The sequence below is a fragment of the Micromonospora sp. NBRC 107095 genome, from assembly GCF_030269705.1.
GTDB classification, from domain to species: domain Bacteria; phylum Actinomycetota; class Actinomycetes; order Mycobacteriales; family Micromonosporaceae; genus Micromonospora; species Micromonospora parva.
Genome location: NZ_BSTU01000001.1, coordinates 2194546 through 2208838, shown reverse-complemented (window position 1 = coordinate 2208838; position 14293 = coordinate 2194546). Strand labels below are relative to the sequence as shown.

The 14293-nt window shown below is 68.9% G+C and carries 11 protein-coding genes; 2 read left to right on the top strand and 9 right to left on the bottom strand.

Going from position 1 to position 14293, the window contains the following annotated elements; genetic code table 11:
* Positions 1-2 precede the first annotated feature (2 nt).
* From QSK15_RS10320 to QSK15_RS10310, 3 genes are read right to left on the bottom strand one after another with little or no spacing between them, the layout of a single operon-like run.
* Positions 3-827 carry a carbohydrate ABC transporter permease gene (locus QSK15_RS10320; protein ID WP_030333883.1) on the bottom strand — a complete coding sequence of 275 codons (825 nt, stop codon included), beginning with the start codon at positions 825-827 and terminating at the stop codon, positions 3-5.
* Complete coding sequence (locus QSK15_RS10315; protein WP_285793940.1) at positions 824-1777, bottom strand: carbohydrate ABC transporter permease; 954 nt, start codon at positions 1775-1777, stop codon at positions 824-826. Before QSK15_RS10315 ends, QSK15_RS10320 begins: the two co-directional genes overlap by 4 nt.
* Positions 1774-3129, bottom strand: a complete 1356-nt coding sequence (locus QSK15_RS10310; protein ID WP_285793939.1) for an ABC transporter substrate-binding protein — start codon at positions 3127-3129, stop codon at positions 1774-1776. The genes QSK15_RS10315 and QSK15_RS10310 overlap by 4 nt, the downstream gene beginning before the upstream one ends.
* Positions 3130-3500: 371 nt before the next feature.
* On the opposite strand from QSK15_RS10310, the gene QSK15_RS10305 reads away from it, so the two are divergent.
* Together QSK15_RS10305 and QSK15_RS10300 are read left to right on the top strand one after the other, a co-directional pair.
* Complete coding sequence (locus QSK15_RS10305) at positions 3501-4526, top strand: LacI family DNA-binding transcriptional regulator (RefSeq protein WP_285793938.1); 1026 nt, start codon at positions 3501-3503, stop codon at positions 4524-4526.
* Positions 4429-5553: a glycoside hydrolase family 68 protein gene (locus QSK15_RS10300; RefSeq protein ID WP_285793937.1), complete on the top strand. Its 1125-nt coding sequence runs from the start codon at positions 4429-4431 to the stop codon at positions 5551-5553. The genes QSK15_RS10305 and QSK15_RS10300 overlap by 98 nt, the downstream gene beginning before the upstream one ends.
* Before the next feature lie 64 nt (positions 5554-5617).
* Here the strand turns inward: QSK15_RS10300 and QSK15_RS10295 are convergent, their stop codons facing one another.
* The 6 genes from QSK15_RS10295 to QSK15_RS10270 form a co-directional block, all read right to left on the bottom strand.
* A complete protein-coding gene (locus QSK15_RS10295) occupies positions 5618-8011 on the bottom strand; it encodes an RICIN domain-containing protein (RefSeq protein ID WP_285793936.1) in 2394 nt (797 codons plus the stop codon).
* Positions 8012-8091: 80 nt separating this feature from the next.
* Positions 8092-8943 (bottom strand): sugar phosphate isomerase/epimerase family protein, encoded by an 852-nt coding sequence (locus tag QSK15_RS10290; RefSeq protein ID WP_285793935.1) that lies wholly within the window; start codon positions 8941-8943, stop codon positions 8092-8094.
* A 6-nt stretch (positions 8944-8949) separates the two neighbouring features.
* Positions 8950-10134: a substrate-binding domain-containing protein gene (locus tag QSK15_RS10285; RefSeq protein ID WP_285793934.1), complete on the bottom strand. Its 1185-nt coding sequence runs from the start codon at positions 10132-10134 to the stop codon at positions 8950-8952.
* Between the two features lie 12 nt (positions 10135-10146).
* Positions 10147-11130, bottom strand: a complete 984-nt coding sequence (locus QSK15_RS10280; protein WP_279518848.1) for an ABC transporter permease — start codon at positions 11128-11130, stop codon at positions 10147-10149.
* Between the two features lie 2 nt (positions 11131-11132).
* Complete coding sequence (locus tag QSK15_RS10275) at positions 11133-12104, bottom strand: ABC transporter permease (RefSeq protein ID WP_285793933.1); 972 nt, start codon at positions 12102-12104, stop codon at positions 11133-11135.
* Positions 12105-12277: 173 nt separating this feature from the next.
* Positions 12278-13795 carry a sugar ABC transporter ATP-binding protein gene (locus QSK15_RS10270; protein ID WP_285793932.1) on the bottom strand — a complete coding sequence of 506 codons (1518 nt, stop codon included), beginning with the start codon at positions 13793-13795 and terminating at the stop codon, positions 12278-12280.
* Positions 13796-14293 lie beyond the last annotated feature (498 nt).

The following is a 14293-nucleotide window of genomic DNA, read 5'->3' as shown; positions in this document are numbered from 1 at the left end:
GCCTACCCCTTCACTGACCCTTGGATCAGGGCCTTGATGAACTGTCGCTGGAAGATCAGGAAGACGATGAGGGTCGGGGTCAGGATCAGCAACGACCCGGCACACAGCAGCACCAGGTCGGTGCCCCACTGGCCCTGGAACGCACCGAGCGCTCCGGCCATGGTGCGTTTGGTGGCGTCGTCGACCAGGACGATGGCGAGCAGGAACTGGTTCCACGTCCAGAGGAACATCAGGATGGTCAGCGAGGCGATCGCCGGCCGGGCCAGCGGCACCTGGACCCGCCAGAACAACTGCCATGTGCTGCTGCCGTCCACCCGGGCCGCCTCGGTCAACTCGACCGGCACGTTGGTGAAGTGCGCCCGCATCCAGAACACCGCGAACGGCATGTACAGGCCGATCAGCGGCAGGATGATGGCCCAGCGCGTGTTGAGCAGGCCGAGATCCTGCATCTGGTAGTAGAGCGGCGTCACCACGGCCTCGAACGGCAGGGTCAGGCCCAGCAGGAAGAGGCCGAAGACGAGCCGGCCACCGGGCACCCGCAACTGACCGAGGCCGAAGCCGGCCATGGTCGCGATGAGCACCGACACCGGTACGACACCGGCCACGATGAGCAGGCTGGACCGGAGCAGAGCGCCCATGTTCGCGGCGGTGAAGGCGTCGGCGAAGTTCCCCCACTGCGGGTCGGACGGCCAGTCGAGCCCGCTGGGCACGGTGCCACGCGGCTGCAACGCCGCCGACAACATGCTCACGAATGGCAGCAGGGTCACGACGATCAGGGCGATCAGGAAGACGCGCCCGGTCAGCTGTTCGCGTCGGGTCAGGTTCACGACTTCTCCCCTCGGCTCAGCCGCTGGATCGGCAGCACACACGCCAGCACCAGCAGCATCAGCACGACAGCCAGCGCCGAGGCGAGGCCGACCTGCCGCTGCGAGAAGGCCAGCCGGTAGATCTCCAGACCCGGCACCGTGGTCTGGAGGCCGGGCCCGCCGCTGGTGGAGATGTAGACGATGTCGAAGCTCGCCAACGCCGCGATGATCGTCACGGTGAGGCAGACGCCGATCTCCTGGCGCAGGCTGGGCAGGGTCACGGCGAAGAACTCGCGGACCGGACCGGCACCGTCCAGGCGGGCGGCCTCGTACAGCGCCGGATCAATCTTGCTCATGCCGGTCACCAGCAGGATCGTGCAGAGGCCGAGCAGGACCCAGGCCCCGATGACACCGACGGCGGGCAGTGCCGTGTCGAAGTCGCCGAGCCAGGCGCGGGCGACGCCACCCAGCCCGACCGCGCGCAGCACCTGGTTGACCAGACCGTTCGACGAGAGCAGCCAGCTCCACGCGATGCCCGCCGCCACCAGGGGGATGACCTGCGGCAGGAACAGGATGGTCCGGACGACGGTGCCGAACGGGCCGGTGGTGATCCGGCGAACCATGCTCGCCACCAACAGCCCGAGCGTGACCGGGATGAAGCTGAAGAAGACGATCAGGACGATCGCGTTGCCGATGATCTTCAGCAGGTCGCCGTCGGTGAAGACGGTGAGGTAGTTGTCCAGGCCCACCCAGCGGGCCACCCCGATCCCGTTCCAGTCGTAGAGCGAGTACTGCAACGTCAGGACGAGCGGGCGCAGGACGAACACCGCGTACATCACCAGGGCGGGCAGGACGTACAACCAGCCGGTCCCGGCCGCGCGGGCCCACCGAGAACGGTGGGCCCGCGTGGGGGTCGGACGGGCACGACGATCGTCGCGCCCGGTTGGTGCGCTGCCGAGGGCAGACGTCATCGGGACAGTTCCTTCTGGTACTCGGCCTGGACCGCCTTCACGTACCCCTCGGGCGTCTGCTGGCCGGCGATCAGCTTCTGCATCTCCGGGGTGATCGCGGCGGCGAAGATGCCGCCGGTCGCGTTGGCGGTGAAGTCCACCGCGCCGTTCTCCGCGCCGAGCTGCTGCGACGCCTTGAGGGTCTCGGCGAGCACGGTGTTCGGGGCGGCGGCCGGCACCGGCAGGTCGCTCGGGCCGCCGGGGCTCGAGCCGCCGACGGTCACCGAGATCTCCCGGGCCTTGGCGTTGGTGTGCACCCAGTTCAGGAAGTACGCGGCGGCGTCGGGGTTCTTCGCCTTGGCCGAGACGCCGAAGGTGTTGGGGGCGGACATCGCCACGTGCTTCCCACCGGGGGACTCGGTGGGGAAGAGGAAGAAGCCGACGTTGCCGGGCATCGACTTGTCGAGGTTCGCCGACTCCCAGTCACCGTTGAACATGAACAGGCCGTTGCCCTTCTGGAACTCCCCCACCATGCCCGCGTAGTCGATGGCGTTGGCGTCCTTCGGGAAGTAGCCGGCCTGCGCCCACTTCTGGATGGTCTGGGTGGCCTTCAGGGCGGCCGGGGTGTCGAACGTGGCCCCCGGCTTCTGGAAGATCCAGTCCGCGACCTGGGCCGGGTCACCGAACTGGTTCTGCAACGCCTGGTGCGGGAAGTTGATGCCGGCGGTGTTCTTGTTGAACTGCATGATCGGCTGGACCCCACCGGCCTTCGCCTTGGCCAACAGCTGCTCGAAGTCGGCCACAGTGGCCGGCGGCTGGGTCATGCCGATCTGGGTGGCCAGCTTCTTGTTGTAGAACACGCCGGTGACGCTGTAGCCGAGACCCATCCCGAACAACGAGCCGGTGCCCCGGGTGTTCTCACCGACGCGCAGCTGCACGAGCTGCGAGGCGGGGAACTTGTCCCAGCCGTACGCGGTGAAGTACGGGTCGAGGTTCTTGAGCAGGTCGTCCTTGACCAGGTCGACCATGGTGGGGAGCCGGATGATGTCGGGCGAGTTGTCCGAGGCCATCACCCGGGGCGCGTTCTCCACGATCACCGTGAACTGGTCCTCACGGATGTTGAACTTGACGTTCGAGTGCTGCTTGGAGAACTCCTCGGCCAACGCCTTGGCCAGCGGGAAGCCGGTCTCGGCGTACATCTCCAGGGTGATCGGGTCGGTTCCCAGCTCCGTCGAGACGGCGGCATCGGACTTCTGGGTCGACGACCGGTCCTCGCCCGGGGCGCTGCAGGCCGTCGCGGTCATCCCGACCGCCAGCAGCGACGCGAGGAGCACCGTTCTCCGTCGCGGAAACTTTGTCAGCAATTCTGCCATTTCATGACTCCTTGACATCTCCACGCGTCCCGCGACCCATGGCCGCGCGACGGCTCCACCGGGACCAGCGCGACCGGGTGCGGCCACGACACGTACGCCGTGACCTGCCGCCCGGGCGCAGCACCCGTACCGTCAGCGAAAAGGAAGCCGGCACGGCCACCGAAGGCGCCTCTGGATGCACCAGAAGTGGTCGCTAAACTGATTTAGCAGAGCATGCGCGTGGCACGGGACGCTGTCAAGGACAACTTGGCAACGGTGCGGAAACGTCGGGTTCACACCGCACCGACATGACCGGCGCTGGGTCCTGGGCGGCGACGCATCATGATGGGCGGGAGCGGTGCCTGCGGCACCGCGCCTGATTCGGAGGACTGATGGGCCGCAACAGAGCAACACTCGCCGACGTCGCGCGCAGAGCCGGGCTGTCCAAGACCGCCGCGTCGATGGTGCTCAACGGCAGGGAGGGCACCCGACTCTCGGCCGAGGCGCACCAGCGGGTGTTCGCCGCCGCCGAGGAACTCGGCTACCGGCCCAACCTCGCCGCGCGCAGCCTCCGCACCCGCAAGACCGCCACCATCGCGTTCGTCTCCGACATCGTGGCCACCACCCGGTTCGCCGGTGACCTCATCCGTGGCGCTCTCGACGCGGCCCGCGAACGCGACCACGTCCTGCTCATCACCGAGACGCAGGGCGACGCCACCTTCGAGCAGTACGCCATCGAGGCCGTCCTGGACCGGCAGGTCGACGGGGTGATCTACGCGGCGATGGCGACCAGACGACTGTCGGTGCCCGCGGCCATCCTCGGCGGACCGGTGGTGCTGCTCAACGCCACCAGCCCCGACGGTCTACCCAGCGTGGTTCCCGACGACGAGGGTGCCGGCAGCTCCGTCGCCGCCGCCCTGCTGGAGCTCGGCCACCGCGACGCGATCGCGCTCATCGGCCGCAACCGGCTCAAGGAGGACGACCCGGAGGTCTCGCTCGCCGCCCGCGCCCGCCTGCACGGCATCCGGCAGACCCTGAACGAGGCGGACGTCAGCCTGCTGGCCGAGTGCTTCTGCACCGAGTGGTTGCCCGAGCACGGGTACGCCGCCATGCGCGGCCTGCTGAGCAGGCCGAAGCGCCCCAGCGCGGTCATCTGCATGAACGACCGGTTGGCCTTCGGCGCCTACCAGGCGCTCGGCGAGGCGGGGCTGACCGTCCCGGAGGACATCTCGGTCATCTCGTTCGACGATGACCCGATCGCCGCCTGGTTGCGGCCCAGTCTGGCCACCACGGCGTTGCCGCACGAGCAGATGGGGCGGCGTGCTGTCGAACTGCTCCTGGACGGTGGCGTCGCCGAGCCCGCGCTCGTTCCGATGCCGCTGCGCCGACGCCGGTCCCTCGCGCCTCCGGCCGGCTGACCAAGGGCTCACGAGCGCACCGCCGGGGCGGCCTGGGCCGACGCTAAAACGGTTTAGTGCTAGGTTTCCGACCATGCTTCGTCTACCCGACCACTGGGTGTGGGACAGCTGGTACGCGCGGGACGACAACGGCCTCTGGCACGTGTTCTTCCTGCGCGCGTCCCGTGCCCTGCACGACCCGCACCGCCGCCACCGCCGGGCCACGATCGGCCACGCCGTCTCGACGGACCTGCGCTCATGGCGTCTGGTCGCCGACGCCGTGGTCCCCGCCGACCCGCCCGGCTGGGACGACCTGGCGACCTGGACGGGCTGCACGGTTCGCGGGCCGGACGGACTGTGGTACCTGTTCTACACCGGTGTCGGTCGCGCCGAGGACGGGCTCGTCCAACGCATCGGGCTGGCCGTCTCCGACGACCTGATGACCTGGCACCGGCACGGCAGCGAACCGATCGTCCAGGCCGACCCCACCTGGTACGAGCTGCTGGACACGGACCTGTGGTACGAGCAGGCCTGGCGTGACCCGTGGGTGTTCCCCGACCCCCACGGCCAGGGCTGGCACATGCTCATCACCGCCCGCGCCAACACCGGGCCGGCGAACACCCGTGGCGTCGTCGGCCACGCCACCTCCACCGACCTGCTGCACTGGACGGTGAGGCCGCCTTTGTCTACCCCCGCCGGCTTCGGTCACCTCGAAGTGCCCCAGGTCGCGGTCCTCGACGGGCAACCGCTGCTGCTGTTCTCCACCGACGCCACCGGCAGCGCCCGGCGCGACGGCCACCGGATCTGGGTGGCGACGGGCGAGAGCACCGTCGGGCCGTGGGACATCGCGTCCGCCCGGCCGTTCACCCACCCGCACCTGTACGCGCCCCGACTGGTCCACGGACCCGCCGACGACTGGTCCCTCATCGGCTTCCTCGACCACGTCGACGACACCTTCGTCGGGGAGATCACCGACCCGATCCCCGTCCGCTACCGGGCCGCGACCGGGCTGACAGTGGACACGGCGAGGGCGACGGCCGGGCAGTAGACCGGACAGGTCCGGGCCGAGGCGTGTCGCCCCGGCCCGGACCCGTCGGCGCGCGGCTACCAGGTCAACTGCGCAGCTGCCACTGCTGGTTGGTGCCGCCGTTGCAGGACCAGAGAATCAGTTTCGTGCCGTTCGCCGTCCCGGCGCCGTTGGCGTCCAGGCAGAGACCCGACTGCACGCCGGTGATCGTGCCGTTGGCGTTGACGTTCCACTGCTGGTTGGCCTGACCGTTGCAGTCCCAGATCACCACGATGGTGCCGTTACTGGTGCCCTGGCCGGAGGCGTCCAGGCACTTGGTGCCGTACACCATGAGCTGCCGGCTGGCCGTGTGGGTCCACCGCTGGTTGGTGGCCCCGCTGATGCAGTCCCAGAGCTGGGCCTGCGTGCCGTTCGTGGTGCTCGATCCACCGATCTCCGCGCACCGGCCCGACTGGACGCCCACGATCTGCACGTTCTGCGGGTTGGTGTTGCCGCCGCTCTGCACGCCGGCCGCGTTGATCACCGTCTGCGCACCCGACGGCCAACTGCCGTTGCTGACCGTGACGTTGCCGTTGACGACGTTGCCGCGGTCGCCGTTGGTCACGTTCGTGCTGTTGTTCGTCGACCAGTTGTTGGTGACGGTGAAGTTGCCCATGTTCTCCGCGTACCAGTAGTTGGCGGTGGCCCAGGTACCGGTGGAGGAGAACACGTTGTTACGGGCGGTGTAGTAGCGGGAACCCTCGTCGAAGTAGAGCCCGAACCAGCCGTTGGTCCGCAGGCAGTAGTTCTCGTTGATGGTCCCGCCCGGGTTCGCCGACAGCGTGTAGATACACCCGCCGTCGGTCATCTGCTGCATCACGTCGTGCACGTAGTTGCCGATCACCTGGTTGTTGGCCGCGGTGGTCGCCGTCGTGTAGCGGGGCTGGTAGTTGTACAGCCCCCGGTTCGCGTAGTGCTGGCTGCCGCCGGCGTCGTTGGCGCCCCAGCCGTAGCCGACCGACAGACCGGTGTACGGCATGTTGTAGACCTCGTTGTGCGAGACCAGTGCCGTGTTCACGTAGGTGGTCAGGATCGACACCACACCCCGGTACTCCAGGCCGAGGTCGTGCACCCGGTTGTTGCTGATGGTGATGTTGCGGTTGACCATCCGCTGGTCGCTCGGGTGGTGGGCGTCGGCCCGCACACCGCCGACCACGATGCCACCGGCGGAGTTGCGGGCGATCTCGGAGCGGGTGACGGTGATGTTGCTGGCCCCCAGGCCGACCCCGCTGGCGTGGGCGTTGGCGTCGTTGCCGATGCCGATCGCCGTCTGCCCGAGGTTGACGAACTGGGAGTCGCTGAAGGTGATGGTGTTGGCAGCGGAGACCTGCACGGCGGCGGGCATCTGGTTCCAGTTCGGTCGGGTGGCCTCGAACTGAGGGCAGCCGGCCTGACAGGAGGTCAGCGCGTCGGACGGGCGGGACCAGGTGCCGGTGATGTGGGCGCCGGTCTGCTGGTCGGCGAAGCCGTTGCTGCTACTGGGGCCGAGCCAGCTGGTGCCGGTGAAGGTGATGCCGCTGAACGAGATGTGGTGCGCCGGTGCGTCGTAACTGCCCCCGACGTTGACCAGCGACTGCAACTGCGGCAGCTCGACGCTGACCGAGCTCATGTTCTGCCCGGCGAGCGGGATGTAGTTGAGCTGGCCGTTGCTCGGGTTGAGATACCACTCCCCCGCCGAGTCCAGGAACTCGTACGCGTTGGTCAGGTAGAACGGACCGGCGCGGTGCGGGCTGGAGAGGGTGTCGAACCCGAAGGTGTTGTTGTTCCACGCGGGCTGCTGCATCGTCAGGAAGTTCCCGCTGATGCTCTGCACCGGCGAGTACCGGTCGGTGAACGAACCGACGCTCTCCACCTCGACGCGGTTCTGGTTGCCCAGGTTGTTGAGGTAGCTGAGCGCGCTGTTGGTGAACCGCATTCCGGACGTGGTGAAGGTGAAGTCCGAGCGGTTCACCGCGGTACGCGCCCGCGTGGCGACGGCCCCGCTGACGTAGAGCTGACGGGAGTCGAGCCCGGCGGGAACACTGGCCCGCCAGATGTTCTTCCCGGAGTCGACGAGCGACCAGCCGGTGACCGCGCGAGCGCCGGTGATGGTCGGACGTGCGCCGTTGGCTGCCCGCCAGATCACCTGGTAGCCGTTGTTGCCCGAGTCGGCCGCGGTGAACCGCAGCGGCGACGAGAGCCGGTACGTGCCGTTGGCCAGCTCCACCACGATGTCACCGGACATCGCGCTGTTGATCGCCCGGACTGCGGTCTGGGCACCGGTCAGCGAACACGGCTGGCTGGCGGAACAGGTGCTGCCGGAACCGGAGGGCGACGCGTAGAGGGTGGTGGTGGCCGCCACGGCCGGGGACGCCGAGACGGTCACCGCGACCAGGGCGGTCAGCGCTGTCGCGGCGGCGCCGGCCAGAAGTCTGCGCAGCGGCGGAAGGGACGAGGACACGGGACGGTGCTCCTGACGTGAGAAGGGGGTGGGGGTGGGCGGACGGCCTCGACGAGCGCGCGGGTGACGGGCCGAGACGGTTATCCGAGGATCTCCCGGAGATAGCGCAGGCCGTCCGTGGCGAGACGGTCCTGCGAGGGAGCCAACGGCCGCCAGATCGCCGCGGCGGTGGCGATGGTCTCGTTCTCCGCCGTGAACGACTCGATGCAGACAGCGCCCTGGTAGCCGGTGTCCCGCAGGACGGTGAAGAAGCGGGGCCAGTCGAAGTGGTCAGCACCGGGCGCGCCCCGGTTGGTGCCGCTGACCTGGACGTGCTTGATGTGCGGGCCGGCGACGGCGAGGGCCGCGTAGGGGTCGGCCTCCTCGATGTTCATGTGGTACGTGTCGATCATGATGCCGACGTTCGACGGCAACCCGTCGATCATCTCGACGGTCTGCTCGACGGTGTTGACGACGCTCGTCTCGTACCGGTTCAACGCCTCGACACCGATGCTCACGCCCAACTCGCCGGCCCGATCGGCCACCGGCGCCAGGTTGCGCCGGAAGTCCGCGTAGCAGGCCGCGCGGGCCGCCGGCGACATCCGCCAGGTGCGGCCGACCGAGGCGTACGCGGGGCCGCCGACGCATTTGGCGCCGACGGCCGCCGCGCTCGCCACGCAGCCCATGAGGTACGCCACCGTCGACTCGACGACCGCCGGCGCGGCGTCGACCAACTCCCGCCCCGGCGGGGTGACCGCGCAGACACCGGCGGCCACGAGTCCGTGCGCCGCCAACAGGTCCCGGGTACGGATCGGATCCCAGTCACCGGGCTGCTCGATCGGCAACTCGACAGCGTCGAAGCCGAACCCGGCGATCCGCGGAATCAGCTCGGCCAGGGCCTTGTCGTCGACCGGCGAGGCCCAGACCCAGGGGTTGACGCCGACGGCGTACATCAGGACCTACTTCCAGCGCTGCGGGTAGCCGGGCAGGTCGGTGCAGCCGCACATCGCGTAGTGCAACGGCGGCATGCCCGCGTCGAGGTACTGGTCCAGGTTGTCCTGGGTGACGGTCGGCTGCGGCAGCTTCCACGGGTTGGACACCTGCTGGCCGTCGAGGATCCGCAGCGCCGCGATGATCGGCGTACGCCACTGGTAGGTCGGGTAGGTGGGCGCGATAGCGGTGAGCTTCTTGTCCTTCCAGATCTTCAGGAAGTCGAGCTGGTCCTCACCGTTCATCGGCGGAACCGGCTTGCCCGCGTCCTGGAACGCCTCGACCGCCGCGACGGCCACCGCTCCGGCGTCCATCCAGACCCCGTCGATCGTGCCGTAGCGCTGGATGTAGTCGTCGACGATCTTCTTGGTCTTGGCCGGGTCACCGTCGGTGAACTCGACGCCGACGACGTCGACCTTCGCCTTGTCGAACGCCACCTTCGCCGCCGACCAGCGGGTCTCCAGGACGTCGACGCCGGGCAGGATCCGCAGGGCGAGGACCTTGCCGCCGGGCTTCATCTTCTGGCTGACGAACTCGGCGCCGACGTGGCCGAACCCGTACCCGCCGATGGGGTTGATGAACGTCACCGGGCACTTCGTGTTGACCCCACGGTCGAAGACGACGACCGGCAGCCCCGCCTTGCAGGCCGCCTCGACGGCCGGGGTGAGCGTGGCGGTGGTGTTCGGCGAGACGATGAGCGCGTCGCAGCCCTTGCCGAGCAGGTCGTTGATGTCCGCGATCTGCTTCTGGTCCTTGCCCTCGGCGTCGACGTGCACGAACTCCTTGATGCGGCTCTTCTGCGCCTCGACCTCGGCCTGCATCGTCTTGAAGCCGACCTGCCGCCACGGGTTGTTCAGGGCCGCGTTCGAGAAGCAGATCTTGTGCGGGCCGTTCTTCTTGAACTTGGCCGTGTCGACCATCGTCGGGTTGAGCACCTGCTCCCACGGCTTGTCGGCCGGGCCCGTCGGTGCCGCGTCGAGCAGCGCGAGCTCGGCGTCGTAGTCGGCCTGCACGAAGAACTTCGACTGGTCCCCGGTCCCGGAACCAGTGGCGGCGGACGCGCTCCCCGAAGGGCTCGCGGCCGGCTCGTCGGTGGCACATGCGGCAAGAGACAGCAGCGTGACAGCGGCCAGTGCCGCCATGGAACGTCGCACTATGGTTTCCCCTTATCTGGACGAAGAACGCGTTGCCGAGACCGCCACGGCGAGCAGGATGATCGCGCCCTGGACGGTCGACCTGAGGGCGCCGGAGACGCCGTAGAAATTCATGAGAGCGAACAGCAGTTCGAGGGTCAGCGCGCCGAGCATCGCCCCGACGACAGCGCCGCGACCCCCGCCGAGCGCCACCCCACCGAGGACGACCGCGGTGATCGCACCGAACTCCAGGCCGTTGCCGGCCTGGAACGACACGCCGCTGTAGCCACCCAGGAGGATCGCCGCCACCGCCGCGGCCAGACCGCTGAGGATGAAGGCGAAGGTCCGGGTACGCCACACCCGTACCCCGCTCAGCTCGGCGGTGCGCGGGTTGTCGCCGACGGCGACCAGCGTCCGACCGAAGTCCGACCGCATCAGCAGCACCGCCGCCACCGCCAGGACCACCAGGACCACCAGCGCGTACGGCACCCGGCCCAGCACCGGAACGTCCTCGAAGGCCCGCCGGCCGAACCGCCGGAACTCCTCCGAGAGCCCACCCTTCGGAGCGCCGTCGGACCACAGATAGACAGCGCCCACGAGGATCAGGAACATGCCGAGCGTGGTGATGAACGACGGCACCCGCAGCCGGGTCGTCACCAGGCCGTTCACCAACCCGACAAGTGCTCCGAAGGCGAGCAGGAGCAGCACCACCGGCCAGGTACGCGCCGGGTCGCTGTCGATGAGTCGGGCGGCGACCACCACCTGCGCGGTGACCAGAGACCCGACCGAGAGATCGAACTCACCGGAGACGATCACGAAGTACTGACCGGCGGCGAGCAGGATGATCGGCGCCGACCGCCCCAGGAACGACATCAGCGACGGCGGGGCCAGGAAGTCGGGCTGCCGGATGCCGACCAGCACCACCAACACCGCGAGAATCGCGAGGATCGGCAGGACACCACCGGGACGCACCCGCGGCAACCGCAGGGGCAGGGAACGGGGTTGGACGGTCTGCATGACTAGGCCGCCTTTCGCATGGCCCTGCGGGCGTAGACAGCGACCGCGGCGATGATGATGACGCCCCGGATCACCTGCTTGAAGAAGGCGTCGACCTCAAGCTGGTTGAAGATGGCGTCGATGCTGGCCAGCAGCAGCACGCCGCCGACGGTGCCGACGACGCCGCCGCGCCCGCCGGCGAGAGCGGTCCCGCCGATCACCACCGCGGCGATCGACTCCAGGTCGTAGAGACCCTCGGTGCCGACACGGGGGGCGCCCGAGCCGAGCCGACTGGCGAGATAGATGCCGGCGAGCCCCGCGCACATCGAACACAGGACGTGGGCGGTGACGAGGATCCGGTCGTTGCGGACACCGGAGAGCCGGGCCACCTCCGGATCCCCGCCGACAGCGACCAGGTGGTGGCCGAAGCGGGTCCGCGACAGCGCGAACCAGGCCGCCGCGGTGACGGCTACCAACAGCAGGAACGACACCGGGACCGGCCCGACACGCTGGTAACCGAGCGCCTGCACGAGTGCGGGTGCGGTCGTACCGGCCGGACCGTCGTAGCCGTTGTCCAGGTAGCCCTTGAGCAGCAACCCGACGCCGAGCGTCGCGATGAACGCGTTGACCCGGAACCTGGTGACGAGGATCCCGTTGAGCAGCCCGACGCCGGCGCTGACGACGAGCACCAGGCCGATCGCCGGCAGCACCGCACCGTCGCTGCCGTTCATCGTCTCGGCCGCGACGAGGGTGCTGAGGCTGATCACGTACGCCACCGAGAGGTCGAGCGAACCCCCCAGGATGACCAGGGTCTGCCCCACCGCGACCAGCCCCAGGCCGGCGGCGACATGCAGCAGGCTCACCGTCGTGGACTGGTTGAAGAGCTGACCGCCGTCGAGCAGAACGACCAGCCATCCGATCGCCAGGGTCAGGGTCAGGGCCACGAAGACACCCGGTACGGGACGCCGGGCCGGCAGCAGCGACAAAGCGCTCACTGGGCCACCTCTGTTCGCGACTGCGGGGCTCGCAAACCCGGCTCACTCCTCGCGCTCACTGGACCCCCTCGGTTCGCGACTGCGGGGCTCGCAAACCCGGCTCACTCCTCGCGCTCACTGGACCCCCTCGGTTCGCGACTGCGGGGCTCGCAAACCCGGCTCACTCCTCGCGCTCACTGGACAAACTCCCGTGTGGTGGTGGTGCCGACCGCCAACGCGACGACCTCCTCCTCGGTCGCGCCGGCCGGCAGCTCGCCCGCGACGTGGCCGTCCCGCATGACGACGATCCGGTCACTCATTCCCAGCAGCTCCGGTAGATCGGACGAGATCATCAGCACCGCCGCGCCGTCGCGGGCGAGGCGGCGGACGAGATCGTGGATGGCTGACTTCGCGCCCACGTCGATGCCCCGGGTCGGCTCGTCGAAGAGCAGGATCCGCGGATTGAGCGCGAGCCACCGGGCCAGCACGACCTTCTGCTGGTTGCCCCCGGACAGGAAGCGGATCTCCTGGTCGTCGCCGGCGCCGCGCACCTCGACGGCGGCCAGCAGCTCGCGTACCCGCAGCGTCCGTGCCGCCCGGCCGGAGCGAGCGGCGAAGACGGCCCGGCTGGCGAGCAGCGCGTTGTCGAGCACCGACTGCCGGGGAACGATCCCCTCGCCCTTGCGGTCCTCGGTGACGTAGGCGATGCCGGCCCGCATCGCGGTGCGGGGCGAGCGCAGCCGGACCGGCCGGTCGTCGAGCGTGACGTCGCCTGTCGTGAACGGCGACACCCCGAAGATCGCGCGGGCCAGCGCGGACCGCCCGGAGCCTTGCAGGCCGCCGATGCCGAGCACCTCGCCGGCGCGCAGCTGAAGATTGACGTCGCGCAGCTTCCGGTTTCCCGCGTCGCGAAGGTTGAGCCGCACCGGGCCCCGGTCCTCGGGGGCCGCCCGGTCCGGGTAGTAGCTGGACAGTTCCCGGCCGACCATGTGCCGCACCAGCTCGTCGGCGGTGGTGTCGGCGGTGGCCACCGTCGTGACCCGGCGGCCGTCCTTGAGAACGGTGATCCGACCGGACAGGTCGAAGACCTCGGCGAGCCGGTGCGAGACGTACAGCAGGCCGATGCCCCGCTCCTGGAGTCGGCGCACCAGCCCGTAGAGCAGCTCGACCTCGTGGTCGGCCAGCGCCGCGGTGGGCTCGTCCATGATCAGCAGCTGCGCGTCCAGGGCGAGCGCCTTGGCGATCTCGACGACCTGCTGCTGAGCGACACCGAGCTGCCCCACCCGGGCGTCGGCCGGCAACGTGGTCTCGCCGATCGAGGCGAGCAGCTGCCGGGTGCGCTCCAGCATGCCCCGACGGTCGACCAGCCCGCGGCGGACCGGCTCGTGCCCCAGGTAGACGTTCTCCGCGACGGTGCGCTCCGGCAGGAGGTTGAACTCCTGGTGGATGATGCCGACGCCGGCCCGCTGCGCGTCGCGCGGGCCGCGGAAGCTACGGGTGGCACCGGCGAACTCGACGGTGCCCTCGTCCGGGCTGTAGCCGCCGGAGACGATTTTCATGAGAGTCGACTTCCCGGCGCCGTTCTCACCGACGACGGCGTGGACCTCGCCCGGGGCGACGTCGAGGTCGATGCCGTCGAGAACACGTACGCCGAGGAAGGACTTGCCGATGCCCCGAAGGGTGAGAAGTGGCGTCGGCGGCGGATCTGACATCCCGAAAGCCCTCACAGACAGTAGTCATCAACAAGGTTCGATGAAACTCTACGGCGACTTCGAGGCACTGGGCATCGAACTTTCGTAGCCATCGACGGATGCTTACGTTCTTATGGTGCGAACATTCCCTTGACATCGAGGAAACATCACACGTATGAAGATAGATGTTTGGATTGAGGTCCGCAATCCTCGACCGGGGCTGATTGCCAGGGCCGCAGCTTGAGTGGCAGCGACGCCGCAGCGAGGAAGTCGACCACGGCCGTCGTCATCCGGGCGCGACGTCGGACGTTTACCTCTTTGATTGACAGTCATCTATTTCTAGCTCATCCTGACCCCGTGGATCACCGGACGAAGCCCACAGCCACCATCACGCTGGGTGACGTCCCACGGGTCTGACTGCCGTCTTCGGCGAGCGGCACGAGGACCGACCACCACCCTCGTGCCGTCGCACGCGTCCAGGCACAACCTGACGTGCTGCAGGGCCCGTGGTCGCTACCG

What these genes read in the sequence shown, in the direction of transcription:
- QSK15_RS10280 (WP_279518848.1), bottom strand. Translation starts at nt 11,130, where the DNA reads ATGCAGACCGTCCAACCCCGTTCCCTGCCCCTGCGGTTGCCGCGGGTG.
- QSK15_RS10305 (WP_285793938.1), top strand. Translation starts at nt 3,501, where the DNA reads ATGGGCCGCAACAGAGCAACACTCGCCGACGTCGCGCGCAGAGCCGGG.
- QSK15_RS10310 (WP_285793939.1), bottom strand. Translation starts at nt 3,129, where the DNA reads ATGGCAGAATTGCTGACAAAGTTTCCGCGACGGAGAACGGTGCTCCTC.
- QSK15_RS10290 (WP_285793935.1), bottom strand. Translation starts at nt 8,943, where the DNA reads ATGTACGCCGTCGGCGTCAACCCCTGGGTCTGGGCCTCGCCGGTCGAC.
- QSK15_RS10270 (WP_285793932.1), bottom strand. Translation starts at nt 13,795, where the DNA reads ATGTCAGATCCGCCGCCGACGCCACTTCTCACCCTTCGGGGCATCGGC.
- QSK15_RS10315 (WP_285793940.1), bottom strand. Translation starts at nt 1,777, where the DNA reads ATGACGTCTGCCCTCGGCAGCGCACCAACCGGGCGCGACGATCGTCGT.